The sequence below is a fragment of the Chrysosporum bergii ANA360D genome, from assembly GCF_029891735.1.
Classification (GTDB): domain Bacteria; phylum Cyanobacteriota; class Cyanobacteriia; order Cyanobacteriales; family Nostocaceae; genus Umezakia; species Umezakia bergii.
The window spans coordinates 58567-82526 of record NZ_JANQDH010000093.1 but is presented as its reverse complement, the minus strand read 5'-3'; the positions used below and the strand labels follow the sequence as shown (position 1 = coordinate 82526).

General features: G+C 42.3%; 19 protein-coding genes. 8 read left to right on the top strand and 11 right to left on the bottom strand.

Going from position 1 to position 23960, the window contains the following annotated elements:
* Positions 1 to 298: calcium-binding protein (locus NWP17_RS14305; protein ID WP_425332669.1), on the top strand; the 298-nt coding region annotated here is incomplete at its 5' end.
* A 46-nt stretch (positions 299 to 344) separates the two neighbouring features.
* Here NWP17_RS14305 and NWP17_RS14300 read toward each other — a convergent pair.
* From NWP17_RS14300 to ccmP, 4 genes are all read right to left on the bottom strand, one after another.
* Positions 345 to 1115 (bottom strand): lipoate--protein ligase family protein, encoded by a 771-nt coding sequence (locus tag NWP17_RS14300; RefSeq protein ID WP_280655564.1) that lies wholly within the window; start codon positions 1113 to 1115, stop codon positions 345 to 347.
* 29 nt (positions 1116 to 1144) lie between these two features.
* Complete coding sequence (locus tag NWP17_RS14295) at positions 1145 to 1612, bottom strand: YbjN domain-containing protein (RefSeq protein WP_280655563.1); 468 nt, start codon at positions 1610 to 1612, stop codon at positions 1145 to 1147.
* 253 nt (positions 1613 to 1865) lie between these two features.
* A complete protein-coding gene (locus tag NWP17_RS14290; protein ID WP_280655562.1) occupies positions 1866 to 2657 on the bottom strand; it encodes a pentapeptide repeat-containing protein in 792 nt (263 codons plus the stop codon).
* A gap of 10 nt (positions 2658 to 2667) precedes the next feature.
* A complete protein-coding gene (gene ccmP, locus NWP17_RS14285) occupies positions 2668 to 3309 on the bottom strand; it encodes a beta-carboxysome protein CcmP (protein WP_280655561.1) in 642 nt (213 codons plus the stop codon).
* A gap of 200 nt (positions 3310 to 3509) precedes the next feature.
* Here ccmP and pruA point away from each other — a divergent pair, with 200 nt between their 5' ends.
* Positions 3510 to 6491, top strand: a complete 2982-nt coding sequence (gene pruA, locus NWP17_RS14280; RefSeq protein ID WP_280655560.1) for an L-glutamate gamma-semialdehyde dehydrogenase — start codon at positions 3510 to 3512, stop codon at positions 6489 to 6491.
* 33 nt (positions 6492 to 6524) lie between these two features.
* Here the strand turns inward: pruA and NWP17_RS14275 are convergent, their stop codons facing one another.
* The 3 genes from NWP17_RS14275 to bchM form a co-directional block, all read right to left on the bottom strand.
* Complete coding sequence (locus NWP17_RS14275; protein WP_280655559.1) at positions 6525 to 6911, bottom strand: DUF423 domain-containing protein; 387 nt, start codon at positions 6909 to 6911, stop codon at positions 6525 to 6527.
* Between the two features lie 18 nt (positions 6912 to 6929).
* Positions 6930 to 7418, bottom strand: a complete 489-nt coding sequence (locus NWP17_RS14270; protein ID WP_280655558.1) for a hypothetical protein — start codon at positions 7416 to 7418, stop codon at positions 6930 to 6932.
* Positions 7419 to 7637: 219 nt separating this feature from the next.
* Positions 7638 to 8324, bottom strand: a complete 687-nt coding sequence (gene bchM, locus NWP17_RS14265) for a magnesium protoporphyrin IX methyltransferase (protein ID WP_280655557.1) — start codon at positions 8322 to 8324, stop codon at positions 7638 to 7640.
* A 385-nt stretch (positions 8325 to 8709) separates the two neighbouring features.
* Between bchM and NWP17_RS14260 the strand changes: the two genes are divergently transcribed.
* Positions 8710 to 10794 (top strand): cation:proton antiporter domain-containing protein, encoded by a 2085-nt coding sequence (locus tag NWP17_RS14260; protein WP_280655556.1) that lies wholly within the window; start codon positions 8710 to 8712, stop codon positions 10792 to 10794.
* Here NWP17_RS14260 and nagA read toward each other — a convergent pair.
* Entirely contained in the window at positions 10791 to 11948 is a 1158-nt protein-coding gene (gene nagA, locus NWP17_RS14255; RefSeq protein ID WP_280655555.1) for an N-acetylglucosamine-6-phosphate deacetylase, read from the bottom strand. The two genes, NWP17_RS14260 and nagA, sit on opposite strands and share 4 nt — an antisense overlap.
* A gap of 6 nt (positions 11949 to 11954) precedes the next feature.
* On the opposite strand from nagA, the gene purE reads away from it, so the two are divergent.
* The 4 genes from purE (at position 11955) to NWP17_RS14235 (ending at position 16945) form a co-directional block, all read left to right on the top strand.
* On the top strand, positions 11955 to 12482 hold the full coding sequence (gene purE, locus NWP17_RS14250; protein ID WP_280655554.1) for a 5-(carboxyamino)imidazole ribonucleotide mutase: 528 nt from the start codon (positions 11955 to 11957) through the stop codon (positions 12480 to 12482).
* 619 nt (positions 12483 to 13101) lie between these two features.
* On the top strand, positions 13102 to 14670 hold the full coding sequence (locus NWP17_RS14245) for an ammonium transporter (protein WP_280655553.1): 1569 nt from the start codon (positions 13102 to 13104) through the stop codon (positions 14668 to 14670).
* Positions 14671 to 14818: 148 nt separating this feature from the next.
* Positions 14819 to 15643, top strand: coding sequence for an SGNH/GDSL hydrolase family protein (locus NWP17_RS14240; protein ID WP_342394010.1), 825 nt, complete (start codon positions 14819 to 14821; stop codon positions 15641 to 15643).
* A gap of 93 nt (positions 15644 to 15736) precedes the next feature.
* Positions 15737 to 16945, top strand: a complete 1209-nt coding sequence (locus NWP17_RS14235) for a 4-hydroxy-3-methylbut-2-enyl diphosphate reductase (protein ID WP_280655552.1) — start codon at positions 15737 to 15739, stop codon at positions 16943 to 16945.
* 62 nt (positions 16946 to 17007) lie between these two features.
* Here the strand turns inward: NWP17_RS14235 and NWP17_RS14230 are convergent, their stop codons facing one another.
* The 3 genes from NWP17_RS14230 to NWP17_RS14220 form a co-directional block, all read right to left on the bottom strand.
* Complete coding sequence (locus NWP17_RS14230) at positions 17008 to 19161, bottom strand: tetratricopeptide repeat protein (RefSeq protein ID WP_280655551.1); 2154 nt, start codon at positions 19159 to 19161, stop codon at positions 17008 to 17010.
* 247 nt (positions 19162 to 19408) lie between these two features.
* Positions 19409 to 21391 carry a glycine oxidase ThiO gene (gene thiO, locus NWP17_RS14225; protein WP_280655550.1) on the bottom strand — a complete coding sequence of 661 codons (1983 nt, stop codon included), beginning with the start codon at positions 21389 to 21391 and terminating at the stop codon, positions 19409 to 19411.
* Between the two features lie 129 nt (positions 21392 to 21520).
* Complete coding sequence (locus NWP17_RS14220; RefSeq protein WP_280655549.1) at positions 21521 to 21967, bottom strand: hypothetical protein; 447 nt, start codon at positions 21965 to 21967, stop codon at positions 21521 to 21523.
* Between the two features lie 306 nt (positions 21968 to 22273).
* Between NWP17_RS14220 and cimA the strand changes: the two genes are divergently transcribed.
* Positions 22274 to 23923, top strand: a complete 1650-nt coding sequence (gene cimA / locus NWP17_RS14215) for a citramalate synthase (protein ID WP_280655548.1) — start codon at positions 22274 to 22276, stop codon at positions 23921 to 23923.
* Positions 23924 to 23960: the final 37 nt, after the last annotated feature.

Genomic DNA, 23960 nt, shown 5'->3' with positions numbered 1-23960 from the left:
TGCTGACAATATTACTATTAATGCTAATAATGGCAATAACACCATTAGAACCGGCAATGGTCATCAAACTATTACTACTGGTAGTGGTAATGATAGTATCACCACTGGTCATGGGAATAATGTCATTACAACTACTGGTGGCAATAACACCATTAGAACTGGCAATGGTAATCAAACTATTACTACTGGTAGTGGTAATGACAGCATTACTACAGGTGATGGCAATGATACCATTACCGCTGGGGGAGGTAACAACACCATCCGCACTGGTCGAGGAAATAAGACCATTAATCCTTAAACTGGAATCACTATGAGTTGCGGCGATTTTTAGCTAAAACCACATTTTACATTTCACCCCCCGGCGCTGAGTCCCTGTGGGGGGAAATTTCTTTCCATTCAGATGGGGAGAGGGGTTGTACCTGTATCTCCATAGCAAAACAATCACTAGCTGCGGTAGTTAGGGCTGTAATTATGCTCTCTAAACTCAAATTTCCAGGTAATTCTACACTCCTAAAAGATTCTGCACCAAAAACCAGACTAAACAAATCAGCGTTTGGCTGTAAACAGATAGAACCATGTTGCAAAACCACTTCACCGCTTCGCAGTTGGGCGCTACCGATTAGTTTAGACCCATCTGGTAAAACTAAATCAGCAGTTGTAGCTGTAGCAAAACAGTTAGGATTGTGAATATAGCCCCGCCCAGCTGTACCGTAGCGTAATTCCACACCGAGCGATCGCCATCCTTGAATCAAAAACTGACAAATTTTTGCATATATCTGGAAACGACTACCAGATATTCCAGAAGTGATCACAGCATAAGTCAAGTCGCCCTGATGTAGTACAGCCCTACCGCCGGTGGGACGACGCACCAAATCTAGTTTTTCACCCCTCCACTGCAAATTTTGCCAAAATTCCGGGTATTGGCGTTGGTGATAGCCGAGAGAAATGGCTGGGGGTGACCAGGTATAAAATCGCAGAGTTGGCGGATGCTTTCCAGACTTGTGCTGTGCTAACAACCATTTGTCAATGGCCATTTGCACATGGCCGGGAGCCTCTAGTAAAGGAATCAACCGCCAAACCTGCTTACCATCACAGTTTTGAATTGGATTTAACACAAAGACAACAATACAAACAATACTTATGATTAAGCAATACCAAACTCAGCTTGTAGAATTTCATCATGATCATCGGCAATGGTAGCCACAATGGTAATTAACCGTGACACCTCCGCAGGAGATAAATCTTCTACAGTCCTTGTTGATATCACAACCACCTGATTTTCAATCACGCCAAAACGGGCTTCTAAAGTAGTGGTGCAGTTCATTTGCAAAAGGTGACGCATTAACTTTAGTTCATCCTTAGCAGGTAGCTTTAGCACAGCAGACCAAACTGTGATGGTATCTTCATCAGTTTGTCCTGTGAGTTGGACAAACACATCTACACTTCCATACTTAAACTTCCACAGATAACCACTCCCTGGGGTGTGGCTAACCATAGCACTATCATCTTCTTCCAGAGTACCAATCACATTTTCAATCACTTCCACATGGTTGATATTCACTGTATCCATGTTGATTTCATCACTGATTAGGGTTTCTTCGTAGTTGGTCATAGAGATTTTTGCTTGATTTGCTGAGTGTTTTATCTACACTTTATAGCCGATTGGTGATAATTTCCTAGGTAATTATCTAGTTATTGGTCATACAACGACGGAATACAGCAGGCCTGGAAAAAAATTGCTAATGTAAATGATCGTCTTGTAGTGCGGGCATACCTCAACTATAATTAGACTACGCTCAGTGCGAAGCGATCAGCACAAGTCTTGCTCGCTAAGGATGTACCTCAATTGGGCATAATTTGCTATATTAATCACATTTATACAAGTCGGGCATAATTGTTTCCCGAAGATTAGCACCCCTCAAATTAGCACCCCTCAAATTAGCGCCCTGGAGATTAGCACCCTGGAGATTAGCCCTTGTCAAGTTAGTCCATGCCAAGTTAGCACCACTCAAGTTAGCTTTACTCAGGTTGGCTTGATATAAATAGGCTCCGCTAAGGTGAGCTTTGTGCAAATTAGCCTTGTAGAAGTCAGCTTGATAAAAGTAAGCCCCCATTAAATTTGCTTCGTACAAATTTGCCTCACTTAAATCAGCACCAATTAAGTTAGCTGCAATCAAATTGGCAAAACAAAGGTTAGCCCTGATTAACTTGGCTGTAGCTAAGTCCGCATCCTTTAAATTAGCGTCTTTTAAATCAGTTCCAATCAGGTTAGCTGCGGCAATGATAGCGCTTTGAAGATTTGCCTGACTCAAGTCAGCACCAATCAGATGGGCATAACTCAAATTTGCCTGGGTAAGTGTGGCATTACTCAAATTAGCTATACTCAAATTAGCTGCATTCAAATTAGCTTCTATCAGCTTGGCTTGGTGGAGATTTGCACCACTCAGGTCGGCTTTGCTGAGGTTAGCTCGCACTAGGATCGCGTTACTTAAATCTACCTTGTTTAAATTAACTTCTTGGAGGTTTGCCCCTCTGAGGTTGTCTCCTTTGAGGTTAGCAGCGCTGATGTCTAGTTTCGTTTGGGGATTTTGCTGTCTCCACTCCATCCATTGAATTGCACCTGCTTTGAGTAAAGCTAGATGCTCTCGATTTGCCATGTTCTCTCCTCTACTCTTGTCGCCCTGCTTGGGTATCTATCCGACCGGCCACATTCTCAATTGCTGCTAATGCTCCGGCTGCACCTGCTAAAATGTCCTGTTCTGTTCCACCTAAATACAATCGTCCAAAACTTCCCACCGCTTGTACTTCTAGGATGTTAATCGCTGCTGCTTTCTCCGCTTCATTGGCAGCTAGTGCGGCGTAAGTAGCCGGCTGAACTTCTAATACATATAGTGTTTGCCCTGCTAACAGTAGTTGACCTCTGCGGGTGCGATTGATTAGTTGGGTTTGATAAGCATCAATATTGCGGATAATTTGGTTAGAAACAACACGCGGTTTCAGACATTCTTCTTTTTTAACTCCCAGTGTTGCTAAAATCGCTTCACCAGCGGCCCTGGTTTCCCCTTGAGAGCTAGAATGAATTTCTAATAAACCATATAGTCGTTCTACTACCTGCACCCCTGGACGAACAGAGGCAGATTTCAGTGCTACATCCGTAATCCGATTAATTTCAATCCCTGGAGATATTTCAACCCACAGTGATGTATCTCCGGGTAATGGTAGGAAACCTTGGGCGACTGTTCCCATGTAGGCTGCGTGTTGTGGTTGTAGGCTGTCCAGAAATACAAAACTGCGTAGTTCTATTCCCAAGGTGGTGTTCTCCAGTTATGATCATAAGTATCTGAGTTTAACTTTAAACTACCATAAGCCAAATGGAGGGAACAGGGAACAGGGAATAGGGAATAGGGAAGATAACAAAAAATGTAGAGTCGAGATGAGAGTGTCATCTAAAATTCCTGATCTACAATAATCACAGTTGATTGCCCCAGTTCCTAAATAAGGAGTTATCAGTGGTATTACAAGTACACGCCAGTACCTACGAAGCTAAAACTCAAGCAATTGCTCAACAGCTTCTGTCAGCTACCCAAGAAAATCGCTCGTTTTTAGGTTCCCTACGCGATCAGATGCGCTGGGATGATAAATTACTAGCTTGGGCTATGAGTAATCCTGGTTTACGGGTGCAACTATTTCGTTTTATTGACACACTGCCTGCTTTACAGCATAAATCAGAAATTGCCGCACATTTACAAGAATATTTAGGGGAAGAGTCTGTAGAATTACCCTCGGCTTTAAAAGCCATGCTCAATTTTGCTCACCCTGATTCTATGCCGGGACAGGTTGCAGCTACTACTGTTTCTACAGCAGTGGAAACTTTGGCACATAAATATATTTCTGGGGAAAACATTAAACAAGTCATCAAAACAGTTGAACGGCTGCGAAAAGAAAAGACCGCTTTTACTATTGACCTACTGGGTGAGGCGGTAATTACTGAAGGAGAAGCTCAGAGTTATTTAGAACGGTATCTGGATTTAATGCAGCAATTAGTGGAAGCGTCCCAGAGTTGGGCTGTGATTCCGGCTATTGATGAAGCAGATGGAGAAAATATACCAAAGGTTCAGGTTTCTGTTAAGTTAACAGCATTTTATTCTCAATTTGACCCTTTAGATGCTCAGGGTAGTGAGGAAAAAGTAAGCGATCGCATCCGCATTTTATTACGTCGTGCCCAGGATTTAGGCGCATCTGTGCATTTTGACATGGAACAGTACGCCTATAAAGATTTAACTCTGAATATTCTGCAAAAGCTGTTAATGGAAGATGAGTTTAGACAGCGTACAGATGTGGGGGTAACAATCCAAGCATATTTACGTGATAGTGAAGAGGATGCTAAAAACTTGATTTCTTGGTTGCAACGGCGCGGTTATCCTTTAACTGTTCGTTTAGTAAAAGGGGCATATTGGGATCAGGAAACCATCAAAGCAGAGCAAAAACATTGGCCGCAGCCGGTTTATAATGATAAAGCAGCTACAGATGCCAATTTTGAAACCATTACTCAGTTATTGTTAGAAAATCACCAGTATGTGTATGCTGCTATTGGTAGCCATAACGTGCGATCGCAAGCCCGGGCAATTGCCATAGCTGAAGCCTTAAATGTCCCCCGTCGTCACTTTGAAATGCAGGTGTTGTATGGTATGGGGGATAAACTGGCTAAAGCTTTAGTTGCTCGTGGTCATCGAGTCCGGGTTTATTGTCCTTATGGTGAATTACTACCGGGGATGGCTTATCTGATTCGCAGATTGTTAGAAAACACGGCTAATAGTTCTTTTTTACGGCAAAATTTAGAGAATCGTCCGGTTGAAGAGTTGTTAGCGCCGCCTAATTTGGCTTTGTCTCAGCCAGACCCCCAAAAGCCCAGTGATAAAACCGGCTTTTTGGGTGCTGCGGATACAGATTATGCAGAAGAGAAAGCAACCAAGAAGTCTGCTGAGGCTTTGGCTGTGGTTCGTCAACAATTGGGTAGGACTTATCTACCTTTGGTGAATGGGGAGTATGTAAATACTATTGAATTTGTGGATTCCCTAAATCCTTCTGATTTTGGTGAGGTGGTGGGTAAAGTTGGTTTAATGAGTGTGGAACAAGGGGAACAGGCCATGGAGGCTGCTAAGGCTGCGTTTCCTGGTTGGAAGAAAACCCCTGTGAAGCAACGTGCTGGGGTTCTGCGGAAGGCGGCTAATTTGATGGAGGAACGCCGGTGTGAACTAGCAGCTTGGATGGTTTTGGAGGTGGGTAAACCAGTTAAGGAAGCAGATGCAGAAGTTTCTGAAGCCATAGATTTTTGTCGCTACTACGCCCAGGAAATGGAACGGCTGGATGAGGGTGTTAACTATGACGTAGCAGGTGAAACCAATCGTTATTTGTACCAACCGCGAGGAATTGCAGTGGTGATTTCTCCTTGGAATTTCCCCTTGGCTATCGCCTGCGGTATGACTGTTGCAGCTTTGGTTGCTGGTAATTGTGCTTTACTCAAGCCTGCGGAACCATCTTCTGTGATTACTGCTAAACTAACGGAAATTTTAGTGGAGGCTGGTATACCTAAAGGTGTATTTCAATACGTCCCAGGTAAAGGTTCCCGGGTTGGTGCTTATTTGGTAAATCATGCTGATACTCATATCATTGCTTTTACTGGTTCTCAGGAGGTTGGTTGTCGCATTTATGCAGAAGCAGCAGCCCTAAAACCTGGACAAAAGCACATGAAGCGGGTAATTGCGGAAATGGGCGGTAAAAATGCTATTATTGTGGATGAAAGCGCTGACCTGGATCAGGCGGTGGTGGGGGTGGTACAATCGGCATTTGGTTACAGTGGACAAAAATGTTCTGCTTGTTCCAGGGTGATTGTATTGCAACCCATATATGATACTTTTGTGCGAAGGTTGGTAGAAGCAACCAAATCTTTAAATATTGGACCAGCTGAGTTACCTAGTACCCAAGTGGGACCGGTAATTGATGCTAAAGCACGCGATCGCATCTTGGAGTATATTAAACAAGGTAAGGCAGAAGCTAAAGTGGCGCTGGAATTAACTGCACCGGAACATGGCTATTATATCGGTCCTGTGATTTTTAGTGAGGTAGCACCTGATACCACTATTGCCCAACAAGAAATTTTTGGACCTGTATTGGCGGTAATTAAAGTCAAAGATTTTCCAGAAGCTTTAGCAGTGGCTAACAATACTAGTTACGCCTTAACTGGAGGACTTTACTCTCGCACACCTTCTCACATTCAGCAAGCACAGACAGATTTTGAAGTAGGGAATTTATACATTAACCGCAACATAACAGGTGCTATTGTCGCTAGACAACCTTTTGGGGGCTTCAAGCTTTCTGGTGTCGGTTCCAAGGCCGGCGGACCTGATTATCTTCTGCAATTTCTAGAACCGCGAACGGTGACAGAAAACATTCAACGCCAGGGTTTTGCACCCATTGAAGGCGCAGAATAAGCATGGGGGGGGTATTATCTCCCCCCCTATAGTTCACCACTCCAAACCCCAAGCTGCAAAAGCCAAAGCCCCCCAACCAAGAATAAAAGCCACGCCTCCCAAGGGCGTAATTGCACCTAAATATTTCCACCCAGTTAGACTCAGCGCGTACAAACTACCAGAAAAAATTGCAATGCCAACGATAAATAACCATCCACTGGCTATTAAAATCGGTTGGGGTGAAGTTGTACGACTAATTAACAAGGCGACTAACAAAAGTGCCAAAGCATGGTACATTTGATAACGAGCGCCAGTATCGAAAATTTCCAGCGATCGCTCACTAATTTTTTCTCGCAGGCCATGGGAAGCAAAAGCACCGGCGGCGACGGATAAACCGCCCAAAACCGCAGCTACGCTGATAAAAAAATTATGATTTGCCATTCCTAATCAGGATTGATTTTAGATGTCAAAATGATATGATATCCCGCCTTTGTCGTTGACCTGAAAATCCGCATTAAATTCTTTAGCTTTCATATCTAAATATTCTTGTGCTTGGCTAGCCGGTAGCTGACAATTCATCGCTAAACCTAAAACAGTGACACGCCCATTATTTTCTTGTAGGATTTTGTAAAAGTTAGATTGTAAGCGATCGCTAACTTGCTGCTGTAATGCTTTTTTCTCATTCTGGCTTTGACGATATAACCCTAAACTCATCCACCCCCCCAATAGTATGGTAGGTATGCCAAAAATAATACCATTTGTGGCAGTATTACTCAAGTAATAAAAAGCAGGTTGATTGATAAATTCTTCTCCTACAGCCTCTTTGTAACTTGTAGAAATCGGCTTAAGCATAGATTTTTTCTCAAGTGTGGCTGAAACTGATAGTGTCAGAAACATGAATCCTAGTGTTAATAGCCAACCCGCAGCCAATTTTTCAGCAGTCTTCATAGTTGTATATCAGATTTTAAACTTTTGCTTGCGATTTTAACTTTACTTGGCAAAACTTTCCATGAAAAATATAAGTAGGTTTTCTCAAACGGTAAGCTGTTAAGCAGCTAAATTCAACAATCTGTATTTCATCAATACAGGTAGTGCGGGTATCTTCCCTACTGTTATACAAATGTACAAATTCAATGCGTAACAGCTTACCTTGCTGCAATTGTAACCTTATTTGCGTGTAGCTTCCAGTAAACGAGAGTAGTAAAAACGAGTTTTAGTCATGGCTTGACGTTGTACAAAAAAGCCGTTATTTTCCAAGATTTTTACCACATCAGCCTCACGGTGTAGATAGGCGCGAGTTGCTTTACTAGGTCCAGGAAAAAAACTACCAATTTTCTTGAGTATACTCAAAGCACAAGTTTTGGGCGCAAAACTCATAATTATCCTTGACTGGGCTAAAGAACAAAGATGAGCAATCATTTCATCGGCTTTTGCTTGGGGGTAGTGAATGAGGACATCCAAACAAATAACAGTGTGGTAGCTACCACTCAAAGCTTCTAAATCCTGGACAGTGAAAATGGCTTTTTCAGAATTTCCCAGAGTTTGCAAAGCCCTCTCCTTGGCTTCTGTTACCATTTTCTCAGAAATATCGCTGGCGTAGACTTGAGCGCCATCCGCCGCTAAGGGTATACTCAGACTACCCACACCACAACCAGCGTCACAGATTGATAATTCTGGTAAATTGCCATCTTTTTTTAACCAGTCAATAACTGTATCTACAGTGCGTTGGTGTCCATTGCGGATATCTAACTGGACTTTGTTGACTTCCCCATCGCCGTAAATTCGTCGCCATCGGTCAAAGCCTGTGGAGTTAAAATATTCCTGAACAATCGTTTTATCGTCAGCTACGTTCATAAACTGAAATTTTTAAATGTTCCCTACTCCTAAAATTATCATTAATAGCAACCGTCAAGAGTAATCTGACAGATTTTTTAGCAAATTATTCTCTTTTTTTATCCTTTCATGGTTGCCATTGTTAGATATACTATGTATACTAAGTACTGATTTTCAGAACAAACTGAAGATTTACTGGTTATTTCCATGTATATTAGCGGAATTAGCGGAATTAACATTCATTTAGCTGGGGGGTTTACTTTTTTACCTTTTATGATTAAAATATAATCATAAAGTACCATGGCACAGTTAGGCTCAAAATATTGTATTGATTAGGAATTAATAAATAATATATGTATACTATATACATATAGTTAATTTGCTAACATAGCTTTAATAAATACCAATGACATCAAACTTACTAACTGACAGTCCTATCATTCAATTTACAATTCTTCTGACAGTAATTTTTAGCATACCTCCTATATTTGAGCGCCTGCGACTACCGGGATTAGTAGGTTTGTTGGTAGCAGGTATGGTGCTAGGACAAAATGGACTAAAACTTTTAGACTCAGATTCAGAAACTGTAAGTCTGCTTTCGGATATTGGCAAAGTTTATTTAATGTTTGTTGCGGGTTTAGAAATTGATTTAACACAGTTTCGCAAAACTAAAAACCGCTCCATTATATTTGGAATCCTCACATTTATAGTGCCATTACTTGCTGGGATAGGTGTCGGTAAATTATTCAATTTTAGCTGGAATGCTTCGGTTTTGATTGGTTCTTTACTGGCATCCCATACCCTCTTAGCCTATCCCATTGTTAGTCGTCTGGGAGTTGTCATGAATGAAGCTGTGACAGTGACAGTAGGGGCAACAATTTTTACGGATACAGGTGCTTTGTTAGTATTGGCAATTTGTGTGGGAATTCATGGCGGCGAATTTTCAGCCCTGAGTTTAGTAAGTTTGCTAGTTGGGTTAGCAATTTACTCCGCAATTGTACTATTTGGCTTTGACTGGGCGGGTAAAGAATTTTTTCGTCGGTCAGGAGATGAACAAAGTAACCAATTTTTATTTATTTTACTAGCTTTATTTTTGGCATCAGTAGGAGCGCAGATAATTGGAGTTGAAAAAATTGTCGGTGCATTTTTGGCAGGTTTAGCAGTTAATGATGTTGTGGGACGTAGCCCCGTTAAAGAAAAAATTGAGTTTATTGGCAGTGTTTTATTTATCCCCTGTTTCTTCGTAGATATGGGACTGCTAATTAATATTCCGGCATTTATCAAAACTCTTGGTTCAATTTGGCTAACAGTGGTAATTGTCATAGCTTTGATTACCAGTAAATTTGTGGCTGCATTTTTAGTCAAGCTTATTTACCGGTACAATAATGCGGAACTGCTGACAATGTGGTCTTTGTCATTACCACAAGTAGCCGCCACATTAGCAGCCACCTTGGTTGGTTATCAAACCTTAAATTCCGCTGGTGAAAGATTAATTGGTGAGAATGTCTTAAATAGTGTAATTGTCCTCATGCTAGTTACTTCCATCATGGGACCATTAATCACATCCAGATTTGCGGTGTTATTACAAGTCACCGAAACAAATTTAGAAACAGAGAATGTTCCCACAACTTGGTGGGAAACTTCTGATAGTCAGCGAGCAGAAAAAAATCGGCAATCCTTCACTGTAGCAGTGCCAGTATACAACCCCCAAACCCAGCGTTATTTAATAGAAATGGCTGCCTTAATAGCGCAGCACGAATCTGGGCGAATTTTGCCATTAGCTATTGCTAAGGCTCACGTTCACATGGATGATCCACAATTAGAAATATCACTAGAACAAAGTCAGCAAAGATTAAAAATGGCTGAAGAAATTAGTCAAGAATTTAATGTACAAGTTTCAACAGCAATTCGCATTGATGATGATATAGCTTTGGCAATTAGCCGCACCAGTCGAGAACAAAATGCTAATTTAGTAGTAATGGGGTGGTCTCGCACCACAGGTTTACGCGCTCGCTTATTTGGTAATGTGATTGATAGCGTTTTTTGGTCTTCTCACTGTCCAGTGGCAGTAACACGCCTGGTCAGTAGTCCCAAAACGATCGCTAGGATTATTGTACCCATTGGAGACTTAAGACCCCAAACTATTAGCGCCTGGCGATTTGCGGAAATTTTAGCCGACGTGAACAAAGCGGAGGTTGTACTACTACACGTGTCTAATAGCAAAACTCCTGCTCATTTGGTAGAACAATTTACCAATCAACTATCTGATATTGTCGCTAAAAGTCAGTTACAAGTAAATACCAACATCCAAATTATCATAGATGATGATGTGGCAGGGGCAATAGTTCGGGAAGCTCAAGGGTTTGATTTAGCCGTGTTACGTTCTGTGCGTTATCGTACCACAGGGGGGTTAGCCGTAAGTCAAGTGACAACTCAAGTGATTGAGGGGTTAACCGGTTCTATTGTTTTGTTGGGAGAAGCACATCTTTAAAAAAATCTCTGCCAAGTTAATGTTTGGTTATTGTCATCTTTATGCCAGCGTAATAAGTTGGCGGCTGGACTGGAGATAATTCCTGGTAAATTCATCGCTTGTCTGGGTGCATTGGTAGCCAAGGCGATGGCAGTTTCTACATCACAAATTCCCCACTTGACTAAGTTTTGCACTCCCACCAATAAAGGTAAAGTTGTACCGGATAAAGTACCATCTGTTAATCTCGCTGTGCCGTTAATGACGGTAATTTCTCTACTGTCCCAGGGATACACCCCATCCGGTAGCCCCAGGGGTGCTAAAGCATCACTCACTAGAAACAACCCTTGGGCTTGGTTGCTGGCCTGGAGTAAGATTTGCAGCATTGTAGGCGTAACGTGTTCTCCATCGGCAATAAAACCACACATCACATCTGGATCGGTAATTGCAGCACCTAATAATCCTGGTTCGCGGTGATGTAATGGAGACATGGCGTTGAAAGCATGGGTTACCATTTTTGCCCCCAGTTGAAAAGCCGTTTGTGCTTGGGCGGCTGTGGCTTGGGAATGCCCTAAACTCACAGTTATGCCTAACTCAGACAAATATGGTATTACTTGGCCGGTGGGGTCTAATTCTGGGGCTAGGGTAATAACTTTGACTATATGGGCATAATCCCCCAAGATTCTGTTTACCTGGTCAATGGTCAAGGGTAATAAATATTGGGCTGGGTGTGCGCCCCGCTTGTGGTAATTTAAAAATGGTCCTTCTAGATGTACCCCCAGAATTTTTGCACCTACTTGTTCGGTGGGGAGATAATTAGCAATTATGGCGAGCGATCGCTGTATATTTTCTATTGAAGTTGTCACTAGAGTTGGTAAAAATCCATCTATGCCAACATCCCAGAGAAATTGGCATATTTTGGGTAAAATATCGGCATTTTCAGTTTTTAAGTCAGTAAACGCCCAACCCAACGCCCCGTTAATTTGTAAATCAACACCACCATTGGAAATCCAATCACCAGCCACATCTAATAAAGATTCACAAATAGGAATTTCCCTACCCATGGGGAGGATTTGCTGAATTATCCCCTCATGGTTAACTGAGATTCTTTGGAAATCTTGATAACCAGGTACTCGCGCATTAATAATATCAACAGGGTTTTGTATTGCTAATCTCAAATTAATATGGCTCCTCTTATCGGTATTATCATGGGCAGCGATTCCGATCTGCCCACCATGAAAGATGCGATCGCAGTTTGTGAACAATTTGGCGTAGAACATGAAGTAGCCATTGTTTCTGCCCATCGCACTCCAGAACGGATGGTACAGTATGCCCAACAAGCGCATCAACGAGGCTTAAAGGTGATTATCGCCGGTGCGGGTGGGGCTGCTCATCTTCCCGGAATGGTAGCATCTTTAACTCCGCTCCCGGTAATTGGCGTTCCTGTACCCACTCGGAACCTACAAGGGGTTGATTCTTTATATTCCATTGTACAGATGCCTGGAGGTATCCCAGTGGCAACAGTAGCAATAGGTAACGCTAAGAATGCTGGGCTGTTGGCTGTGCAAATTATGGCTACACACCAACCAGAATTATTGGAAAAAGTCCAAAAATACCGTCAAACCCTCTCAGAATCCGTCATAGCCAAGCAAATCAAACTCCAAGAACTCGGCTATGAACAGTATTTGCAACATTTGCAACAAGAGCCGTAGCATGAGAGCCACAAGTATTTGTTGACTTTTGCGACTTGTTTACAAAACTTAACAATATTATTCATGTTTCTGGCGCAAGTCAGAGAATGCTGACAATGCAAAGGATGTACCTTCCTGTTGGGAAAAAATTCCGGGCTAGTAGAGGAGTGAAATAAAAAAATAGTATCTGACATGACAGAATTGTAATTCTAGTAAATAGAAGATTAACAAAATTTATTACATTATTACAGACTGGCACCATGCCGATGAAGTCATTAAACATACTTAATTATTGGCTGTTTTAGCCGAATAATTAAGCACTAAAATTTGCCGTTTTTATCTAAAAATGGTCATATTGGTGATGCCTCTTTTCCAAGCATCACTAACTACAAGTAAACATCAAGTAAACATCAAGTGAAGGAGGTTATTATGTTGTATTACATAACCTTTTGTTAACCTTCTGTTAACCTTTTCTTAAACAAATCACAAAAAAAGGTTTACAAATTTACTAATAGTTGCCTAAACTGAATTTCACAGTTGGTTAACCAATGGCATCAAGCACCACTAAAGTCACTTTAGGGGTTGTTTGTTGTTGGCTAAACTTGTTTTTTTGATTCATGGGAGGATGTAAATTAAACTCATGTACAAGCAGAAGTACAAAATCAAAAATAGTCGATTCTCCCGGAGAACCTCGGCTCAGAAGAAACAATTAAACTCACAATTAAAGGGACTAAACCTAGCAATTAAGCAGCTTTCTCCCAGTTGGCGAGCCTGTTTACCCTTAGCTTGTTTGATTGTTTTAGGCTGGGGTTATGTAGCAGTTGCCCAAACACCAGATGGGGGACCCACCACAGCAGAACTAAAAATTGCTCTGGATACTCTTTGGGTAGCGGTTGCAGCTTTTTTAGTATTCTTTATGAATGCTGGTTTTGGAATGTTAGAAACCGGCTTTTGTCGCCAGAAAAATGCTGTAAATATTCTCGCAAAAAACCTAATTGTATTTGCTCTGGCTAGTATTGCCTTTTGGGCAATTGGTTTTGGGATCATGTTTGGTAATGGCAACAGTTTCTTGGGAACCTCTGGGTTTTTCCTTTCAGGGGCAGATAACAGTCCTGTAACAGGCGATGCTTATCAAGGAGTCTTCAGTTCTTTGAGTTGGGCAGGTGTGCCTTTAGCAGCCAAGTTTTTATTTCAACTGGCCTTTGCGGGAACTGCGGCCACAATTGTTTCTGGTGCTGTAGCAGAACGGATTAAATTTGTTGATTTCTTAATCTTCAGCCTCTTACTTGTAGGTATTGCCTACCCCATCACCGGACATTGGATTTGGGGTGGTGGTTGGTTAAGTGGCTTTGGATTCTGGGATTTTGCCGGTTCCACCGCTATTCACTCGGTGGGTGGCTGGGCTGCTTTAATGGGAGCTGCATTTCTAGGACCACGCCTGGGCAAATATCAAAATCAGCAAATTGTGGCTTTACCGGGTCACAACATGAGTATTGCTACCTTGGGTTGTTTAATTCTCTGGTTAGGCTGGTTTGGTTTTAACCCCGGTTCCACAATGGCTGCTGATGGTAGCGCCATTGCCCACATAGCTGTTATAACTAACATGGCCGCTGCTGCCGGTGCGGTTGGCGCTACAGGTACAGCTTGGATTTACTTAGGTAAGCCAGATTTATCTATGATTATCAACGGGGTTTTGGCCGGCTTAGTAGCCATTACAGCCTCTTGTGCTTACGTGACTATTCCTGCGGCTTTACTCATCGGCTTCATTGGCGGAGTGATTGTTGTTTTCCCAGTCACACTCTTTGACAAAATCCAGATTGATGACCCGGTGGGCGCAACCTCAGTTCACTTGGTTTGCGGTATCTGGGGAACTTTGGCAGTTGGTCTGTGGTCTGTTGGTCCTGGTGTTTATTCCTGGTACGGTCCTGGTGCAGGTCCTGGTGCAGGTTTATTTGCCGGTGGTGGACTGGGACAGTTATTTATTCAATTGGTTGGCGTTCTTACTGTAGGTGGGATGACAGTTCTTCTCAGCAGCATCTTCTGGCTTATCCTCAAGGCTACTTTAGGTATCCGGGTATCCAGAGAAGAGGAGTTAGAAGGCTTGGATATCAGCGAACACGGTATGGAAGCCTACACTGGATTCCTCCAAGAAACTAGCTCTAGAGGATCTGAAGCCTATGGTTCAGCCGGAATATCACCAGATAAATGATCATGTTTGATTGCTGATCAATACCCGCCCATGATACCTTTGACTTGATTCAAGTGGCGGGTTTTTTGATGCCAAATTTTCTTTAGTGTGACATATTGACTTTAGCGATTTAAAATCTGATTCAAATCATTGGTATATTTTGCTATTTGTGTCCACTTCTGCAAAAACTTTTCCGATTTGGGGATTTTTCCTGCTGGTAACCAACAGCATACTAATGTTGGTGGTAATCTTGCTCGTATGGCAACAGCAGCGATTAACGGCTGTTTTTGGCAATCCACTTTCCCCAGAGCAAGTTGATCAAACCCAAGCCAACACACCAGACTTAGGCCCCCGTCATCAACTCACTTATCAACAGTGGGTGGATATTCTCAAGCAAGAGGCCAAAGTGGCCTCTAACCGACCTCCCCAGCGTTTAAGCATTCTGATAGGAGATTCTCTCACTTTATGGTTTCCTCCTGAGTTGTTACCACAGGACAGAAATTGGCTTAATCAGGGAATTTCAGGAGAATCTAGCCATGGACTATTAAAAAGATTAGACCTATTTGATAGTACCCAGCCAGAGGTGATTTTTATCATGATTGGCATTAACGATTTGATTCGAGGGGTCAGTGAGCAAGTTATTTTAGATAATCAACGCCAAATTATGACTTACCTCCTTAAAAAGCATCCTCAAGCGCAAATTGTGATCCAGTCGATTTTGCCACATGGGGATAAGGAAGCTACCTGGGAGGGAAAAGAAAAATTGCTGAGTATTCCCAACAGTCGAATTCGCCAGTTAAATGAAAAACTGCAAAGCGCAGCTGCTCAAGTGGGTGTTAAATATCTGGACTTATATCCTTTATTTACCAATAAGCAGGGTAATCTCCGCAGTGAATTTACCACTGATGGTTTACATCTGAATCCCACAGGTTACTTGGTTTGGCGTACTGCGCTACAAATGTATAGCAATATGAATATGGCTAGTAGGGAATAGGAAAAATTTAGCCGTGAATGTCTTTTCCCATTTCTTCTGCAATGGCCTCCTAGCACGACACAATAAGAAATAGTGATTTAAGTGGCAAAAACAATGGATACAAAAGCTTTTAAACGATCGCTCCAACATTCAGAAAATTACAACCGGAAGGGATTTGGTCATCAAGCAGAAGCTACTACTCAGTTGCAATCTGAGTATCAAAGCAGCTTGATTCAAGAAATTCGCGATCGCAACTACATTTTTACAACAGGTGATGTTACTATCCGCCTAGCCCAAGCCTTTGGTTTTTGCTGGGGTGTTGAACGCGCAGTAGCAATGGCCTATGAAACCCGCCAGCATTTCCCTAATCAACGCATCTGGATTACTAACGAGATTATTCACAATCCTTCTGTAAATCAACGGATGCAGGACATGAATATCCAATTTATCCCGGTGGAGGCAGGTAAAAAAGATTTTTCCGTGGTGGAAACTGGTGACGTGGTGATTTTACCGGCCTTTGGAGCCAGCGTTCAAGAAATGCAAATTTTGCATGACCAGGGTTGCCAAATTGTGGATACAACTTGTCCCTGGGTTTCTAAAGTTTGGAATACTGTGGAAAAGCACAAAAAAATTGCTTTTACTTCAATTATTCACGGTAAATATAAGCATGAAGAAACAATTGCTACTAGCTCCTTTGCTGGTAAATATTTAATTGTACTGAATTTACAAGAAGCCCAATATGTGGCAGATTATATTCTCAATGGTGGCGATCGCCAAGAATTTCTGCAAAAATTTGCTCGAGCTTGTTCAGCCGGATTTGACCCTGATCAGGACTTAGAAAGGGTTGGTATTGCTAACCAAACTACCATGCTCAAAGGTGAAACTGAGCAAATTGGCAAGCTGTTTGAGCGGACAATGATGCAGAAGTACGGAACCATTGAATTAAATCAGCATTTCCAAAGCTTTAACACCATCTGTGATGCTACTCAAGAACGGCAAGATGCCATGTTAGAACTAGTACAAGAAGACCTAGACCTAATGCTAGTAGTTGGGGGCTTTAATTCATCCAATACTGCTCAATTACAACAAATTGCGGCTGCAAAGGGAATTCCTTCTTATCACATTGATTGTGTGGAAAGAATTAAATCAGCAAATGCTATTGAATATCGGCAGTTAAACGGGCAGTTAGCCACAGAGCAAAACTGGCTACCCCACGGCAAAATTATTGTAGGAGTTACCTCTGGTGCTTCTACACCGGATAAAGTGGTGGCAGATATAATCCAAAAAATTTTTGCATTAAAAGCACTAGCATCGGCGCTTTAACTCAATCCTGAGTAACTCTCTCTCGGTAGCTTCAAGCTACCGGAGGGTTTTTTGGTCATCGTTTACAACTTAGGCAAGATGTCCGGTAATAAATCACCGGGAATTTTTGATAAAGCTAGATTTTGTCCTTGTATCCCCAATTCACTGTGAAAAGTACGAATTGTTTTCACCACATAAGTTAATGTTGTTTGATAGGCTTCTGGCTGTTGGCGAAATCCATTTAAAGCTTGCAAATGATTATTTAAAGCTGCTTCTAGATGTTTAGACTTAGCGGCTTTGTCATCATCAAAATAATTATCTGTGACTAGCTGATAATGAGCTAATCCAAAATTATTGTGAGCAGCAAACAAATCAAAACTTAAAGATATACCCTGCAAAGAGTGGGCTAAGGCAAGAGCTTCATCATAAGCATTAATAGACAATTGTAACAACTTTTGCCGTGAATCTTTAGTTGTTTGAGATAAGTTTGCTAAATGCCAGTAAGCAGTACCCAAATTATTTTGAGTGGCGGCGCAAGCACTGGGAACATTGGCTGGAGTACGGTATTTTAAAGCCTCGCGGTAAACATCAATGGCAAGTTGCAAATTTTTTGCTGGTTGTTCTTCGTATTGTGCCAAGTTCCAGTGGGCAGTACCTATATTATTTTGAATCATGCCATATTTCAAAGGTTCCTGTTCCGGGTTGTAGTGCGCTAAGGCTTTGCTATATGATGCGACCGCTTTCTTTAAATTATCCACCGGTTGACTGTATTGCCCTAAATGCCAGTAAGCAGTACCTAAGTTATTTTGGCACGCGGCATACTTTAATGGTTCCACTTCGGCGTTACGATAGCGCACGGCTTCACTATAAGCTAATACTGCTTTTTGCCAATTTTCCTTGGGGTTAGCAAAACGAGCCAAATCACCATAAGCAGTGCCTAGATTATTTTGTACCCGTGCATAGGTTTCTGACTGTTCTTGGGGGGATATGAGTTTTAAAGCTAAGTGATAAAATTCAATTCCTTGTTCTATGTAAGTTTTCCCTTCCCCAGGGTCATGGGGGACGCGGTGGAGCATCCAATAAAGTGTACCCAAGTCATTTAAAATATCTGGTACTTGGGGTGATGTTTCATCATGGGCGATAGCTTCCTGATAGGCGAGAATTGCCACCGTTAAATTTTTTAGATTGGACTTTCCTTTTTCAATGCGGAGGCGATATAAGTTTCCTAGGTGATGATAAGCTGCTGCTAGTAAGTCTTGAGAGGCTTGTTGTGAGTGTAATTCTTCAATTTCTAACAGAATTTGCTGCGCTTCTTGGTTATCCTCTCCATCTTCACCAATGTTATTGTTCATTGTTTCCATAAGTAGCTCTGTTAGCTCTTTGCTAATATGGGACAATGACAATGGGGAGAAAGTTTGATCTTCCCTGGTAGTCTTTAGTAATTCTGTAGTTAACGGGAAGGCTTTTTCTTTTTCACTGGGATCATTTTTTGGTGATTGTGCTGGAAAATCAAAGTCATCCCCAAATTTCAGGTTATCGTTAGAAGCAGCTTTTATTTCTGCTGAAATCACTGATTCATCAACAACAGGTTGCTCAACATTTTCTGAATAACGTTGATTTTCTGTTATTGGTGTGGGTTCTCCCGCAAACACAAACACACCACTACGCCAACGCCAAAACTGTGGTGCTGACTGCTGAATGGCCGTCAACCAAGGACGGGATACCCACAACAGCAGGCTGGACTCTAGAAATTGACTGGACTCTTGATGAGAAAAATATTGATCACTTAAGCGCAGATAGTGTAAAAATAAACGCTGTATTGATACTGGTTGCTTGGTTAATTGTTCTACACCTACAATCTGAAATATTGGTATCGGTAGAGATTTTCCAGGCGTTTCTTTGGAAGCACCAACAATTGGTGGTGGATAATTAGCCAACCATTGATTTATATGACCGATGGGATTGGGATCACTTAAATTCAACCTTAATGTGACTAATCGCGGATAGGCTGGAGTGCAGGTTCCATCACTATTTACAGGTTTATATAGCACTTGCCTGACTGGGTAAGCTAAAGTAGAATGCAAACGAGCAGCTACTTGATTTCGTAAGTGTAAATTATCGCTAACTGCTAGGAAAACTTGTTGTCTTAAACCAAGACTTAGGGCAAGTTTTAAACGATGATACACTTTGCGATTCCAAGTATAATTGTTGGTGTGTGTGGTGTCATTCACGCTCATGGCGGCTAAAGAGCCAAAACATGGTAAACATAGATTTGACAAGATACATGAGAGCAGATCAAGAAAATTAATCTGCTGAATATCCATCAAGTTTTTTACATTTGGTAAAGTTAACAGTATTTATTTATACTTACTTCCCTATAACATTCTAACAAAAAAAATAAAAATAAAAAACAAGGTTCCTATAGCATGGAAACCTTGAAAACCAAAATATAAAGTTTTGTAAAAAAATTTCGATGTCAATTACTCATGAGTAATTACTAATTGTTCCTTCAAGGGGTGAACTCGCACTAGCATAGGTTTTTAAAGGCATTCTGCCAGCCAGATATGCTAAACGACCAGCTACTGCGGCTAAATTCATGGCTTGGGCCATAGCCGGAGGATTTTGGGCCAGAGCGATCGCACTATTAATTAACAAAGCATCTGCACCCAATTCCATGGCTTGGGCTGCTTCTGACGGTGCGCCAATTCCGGCATCTACCACCACGGGTATATTAGCATTCTCAATGATAATTTGAATATTGGCGGTTGTTTTTAGCCCTTGTCCCGAACCAATGGGCGACGCTAACGGCATAACTGTGGCACAGCCCACATCTTCCAGGCGCTTGGCTAACATGGGGTCAGCATTAATATAGGGTAAAACTGCAAAACCTTCTTTAACCAGCTGTTCAGCAGCTTTTAGTGTACCTATGGGATCAGGAAGTAAATATTTAGGATCAGGTATGACCTCTAACTTAACAAAATTGTTATCTTCCTGTCCTAATAGTTTGGCCATTTCTCGCCCTAAACGAGCCACCCGAATGGCATCTTCTGCGGTTTCACAGCCGGCTGTATTGGGCAACATCCAGATTTTCCCCCAATCCAGGGCTTCTGCTAAACCTTCATGTCCTGCTGCTTTAGTTTGTACCCGTCTAACCGCCACAGTGACAATTTGACAACCACTCGCCCTAACACTTTGCTGCATTTCCTCAATGCTGCGATATTTGCCGGTTCCTGTCATCAAGCGGGACTGAAAAGTTTTACCAGCAATGACTAGTGGTGAATCTATAGAAAGGTTATTGCTTGCATCTTCCGTGGCGAGTTTGGCAGAATGATTTCCACAAGAGAAGTTAGCAGAGTGGGTTAGCATGGGAGTAGGGATGGATAACTGGCTATGAAAGCGTGAATATTGGAAATGAGACAATATAGGATCAATTTTCTGTTCCCAAATCAAATCGGCAATTAGTGATCCTGTTATGGGCGCAAGTAATATGCCATTACGATAATGACCTGTAGCTAAAGTTAAATTTTCACAATGGCTAGTGCCGAAAATGGGTAACTCATCGGGTGTAGCAGGGCGAAATCCCCACCAGAATTGCTCAATGGGGTAATCCTGTAATTGAGGATATAGATTAATGGCTTGTTGCAGTAAGCTTTGAATACCAGCAGGGGTGTTGTGGGGGGTAAAGCCGACATTTTCGCTCGTTGCCCCAATAATAATAGAACGGTTCCGCCTGGGGACGATGTAAATGTGTTCTCCAAACAAAACCCGCGTTAGAGGTAATTCTGGCGTAAATTCTGGTACTCCCACACTCAGCATTTGCCCTTTGCGAGGAACTACTGGTAATGGTAATAATTGAGATGACCAAGCCCCTGTAGCTAAAACATAATGGTCAGCATGAATCAGCCCCGTGTTGGTTTGTACGCCGAGTATCTCTCCCCGCTGCTGTAAAAATCCTTCTGCTTTCACCCGGTCTTTTAATTCAACCCCAAGGGACTCGGCTGCTGTGCGCAGTACATTCAGCAAGGCACGATTATCAACTTGTGCGTCTTCAGGATACCACCAGCCCCCAACTACTTCCGCTCCTAATCCAGGCTGATATTGATGAATTGTCACTTGGTCTAACCAGTATGAAGACTGGGCAGTGGCAGAAGCATCTACTTTGTTGCTTTTTCTTTGATAAACTGGTGCTAATATGCCACAAGGCCAATAACCAGTATTTAAACCGGTTAAATCTTCCAGTTTGCGGGTCCACTCTGGATATAAGGCACGCGATCGCCTGCACAAAGAACCCATGGCTGGATTGGTGATGTTTTCCGCATCTGGCGCTAACATCCCTGCGGCAGCGTGGCTGGTAGCTGCCTGAAAGTCACCACAAAGCACGGTGACCATAGCACCGCGCCATCTCAACTCAACGGCGATGGACAAACCAACTACACCGCCACCAATAATTAAAATGTTACTACTCATTAGTTATAGCGAATTTTGCCCAGGTGAGGTACATTCTTAGCAAGCAGGACTTGTACTTGTACTGAGCGCCACAAGACGACATTTACATTTGTATCTCACGTGTTTAAGAAATGCTATAACTAACCAGGTTTACCACAAAGCTCGAATTGGTGTTTTAGCCTGACTTGTTGCTGTGCCGGCAGTGCTAGTTGACGCATTGCTTGACTGAACTGTTGTATTTCTCACACGTGATCTACTATTAGAGTTTGAAGGGGAATTGTTACTTTGAGCGACGCTGCTGCTGTTGTCAGGGGGAGAAAAACTCTCCTGGGCGACGCTGCTGCTGTTGTCAGGGGGAGAAAAACTCTCCTGAGCGACGCTGCTGCTGTTGTCAGGGGGTGTTTGATTGTTGCTACTACTGCTAGAAGAAGCGCTATTAACATTAATGTTAGCTGGAAGCACTTTAGATGTTCTGCTTTCAGGATCATCATTACTGGCGGTTTGTTCTCCACCTATGGGAAAGTTAATCCCCAATAATGTACCGAGTAAAATCGCCAAGCCTCCGGTCATGAGAATTAGTGGAGTCCATCTACCCATCTTATCCTTTTCTCCTTTTTTAACCTAACCTTCTGGTGTCTATGATATGAGATCACCTGCCAAAATCCATTGATTTTTGTGAATTTTACATCTCCTGGTGGCAGTTCTGTTGTAGGAAAATAAATAGGAAGCCAAAGCGATCGCCTAGCACTGCCATTATAGGGTCTTAACCATTGTGCCGCCAAATTCCACCTAATTTTAGTTTTCCAGTTTTCCCAACCCAGTTAACACTTGGAGCATATACCGGTTGGTTTTATGGGATATGCCTTACCAGTTGTCTTGCAAGTCTTGATTTATAACATGACCATGACCACAAACACTCCACCTCAAATTTGGCTCTATGACACCACCCTACGGGATGGGACTCAGCGCGAAGGTTTATCAGTTTCCATAGAAGATAAATTACGCATTGCTCGCAGACTGGACCAGCTAGGATTTCCTTTTATTGAAGGTGGTTGGCCTGGTGCTAATCCCAAGGATGTTCAGTTCTTCTGGCAATTGCAAGAAGATCCGCTCAAACAAGCAGAAATTGTGGCTTTTTGTTCCACACGTCGGCCTAACACCACTGCTGACTCTGAAGCCATGCTGCAAGCCATTTTAGCCGCGGGTACTCGTTGGGTGACGGTTTTTGGTAAATCTTGGGACTTACAGGTGACAGCAGGTCTCCAAACCACCTTAGCAGAAAATTTAGCCATGATTCGTGATACTATCGAGTATCTTGCTGCTCAAGGACGACGAGTAATTTATGATGCTGAACACTGGTTTGATGGCTATAAGCAAAATCGAGAATATGCTTTACAAACCTTAGAAACTGCCATGGCAGCAGGTGCTGAGTGGATAGTTTTATGTGATACCAACGGTGGCACTCTACCCCATGAAGTAAGTCAAATCGTGGCATCAGTCATCAGTAATTTATCAGAAAATATTAATACACAATTAAAACCCCAGATTGGTATTCATACTCACAATGATTCCGACACAGCAGTGGCCAATGCTTTAGCAGCGGTAATGGCAGGGGCAAAAATGGTACAAGGAACAATCAACGGCTACGGTGAACGTTGTGGTAATGCTAATCTTTGTTCATTAATTCCCAATCTACAACTAAAGCTTGGTTATAGCTGTATCGCACAACACCAGCTTAATCAACTCACAGAAGCTAGTCGGTTTATCAGTGAAGTGGTGAACCTCGCCCCTGATGAACACGCCCCCTTTGTAGGACGGTCGGCTTTTGCCCACAAAGGTGGTATCCATGTCTCAGCAGTACAACGAAATCCCGTAACTTACGAACACATTCAACCAGAAGAAGTTGGTAACTCTCGCCGCATAGTCATTTCTGAACAATCAGGACTTAGTAATGTTTTAGCCAAAGCCCGCACTTTTGGCATTGAATTAGATAAACACCAACCAGCAGCCCGACAAATCCTCCAACGCCTCAAGGAATTAGAAAGCCAAGGATATCAATTTGAAGCAGCAGAGGCCAGTTTTGCCCTGTTGATGTATGAGGCTTTGGGTACTCGTCAGCAGTTATTTGAAATCAAAGGCTTTCAGGTACATTGTGATTTAGTGGAAGGTAAAGAAACTAACAATGCCCTAGCCACTGTAAAAATAACGGTCAAAAGCCAAGATATCCTGGAAGCAGCCGAAGGAAATGGACCAGTTGCTGCCTTAGATGCGGCATTACGCAAAGCTTTAGTCAAATTTTATCCCCAAGTTGCCACTTTTGAATTAACAGATTACAAAGTCCGGATTCTCAACGGACACAGAGGTACAGCAGCTAAAACTCGTGTATTAGTGGAATCCGGCACGGGTTATCAACGCTGGACGACTATAGGGGTTTCCCCTAATATTTTGGCAGCTTCCTATCAAGCAGTGGTAGAAGGGCTGGAATATGGTTTGTTGCTACATTCTCCAGCACCAAGCAGCTTTAAAAATTTCTGGTTGAAGGAAAATTCATAGCCTGGGCAGAAAAAAATATAAAATAAAGCGTAGACTT

What these genes read in the sequence shown, in the direction of transcription:
- NWP17_RS14235 (WP_280655552.1), top strand. Translation starts at nt 15,737, where the DNA reads ATGGATACAAAAGCTTTTAAACGATCGCTCCAACATTCAGAAAATTAC.
- NWP17_RS14245 (WP_280655553.1), top strand. Translation starts at nt 13,102, where the DNA reads ATGTACAAGCAGAAGTACAAAATCAAAAATAGTCGATTCTCCCGGAGA.
- NWP17_RS14290 (WP_280655562.1), bottom strand. Translation starts at nt 2,657, where the DNA reads ATGGCAAATCGAGAGCATCTAGCTTTACTCAAAGCAGGTGCAATTCAA.
- NWP17_RS14230 (WP_280655551.1), bottom strand. Translation starts at nt 19,161, where the DNA reads ATGAGCGTGAATGACACCACACACACCAACAATTATACTTGGAATCGC.
- NWP17_RS14260 (WP_280655556.1), top strand. Translation starts at nt 8,710, where the DNA reads ATGACATCAAACTTACTAACTGACAGTCCTATCATTCAATTTACAATT.
- NWP17_RS14295 (WP_280655563.1), bottom strand. Translation starts at nt 1,612, where the DNA reads ATGACCAACTACGAAGAAACCCTAATCAGTGATGAAATCAACATGGAT.
- thiO (WP_280655550.1), bottom strand. Translation starts at nt 21,391, where the DNA reads ATGAGTAGTAACATTTTAATTATTGGTGGCGGTGTAGTTGGTTTGTCC.
- NWP17_RS14220 (WP_280655549.1), bottom strand. Translation starts at nt 21,967, where the DNA reads ATGGGTAGATGGACTCCACTAATTCTCATGACCGGAGGCTTGGCGATT.
- bchM (WP_280655557.1), bottom strand. Translation starts at nt 8,324, where the DNA reads ATGAACGTAGCTGACGATAAAACGATTGTTCAGGAATATTTTAACTCC.
- NWP17_RS14275 (WP_280655559.1), bottom strand. Translation starts at nt 6,911, where the DNA reads ATGGCAAATCATAATTTTTTTATCAGCGTAGCTGCGGTTTTGGGCGGT.
- cimA (WP_280655548.1), top strand. Translation starts at nt 22,274, where the DNA reads ATGACCACAAACACTCCACCTCAAATTTGGCTCTATGACACCACCCTA.
- NWP17_RS14270 (WP_280655558.1), bottom strand. Translation starts at nt 7,418, where the DNA reads ATGAAGACTGCTGAAAAATTGGCTGCGGGTTGGCTATTAACACTAGGA.
- purE (WP_280655554.1), top strand. Translation starts at nt 11,955, where the DNA reads ATGGCTCCTCTTATCGGTATTATCATGGGCAGCGATTCCGATCTGCCC.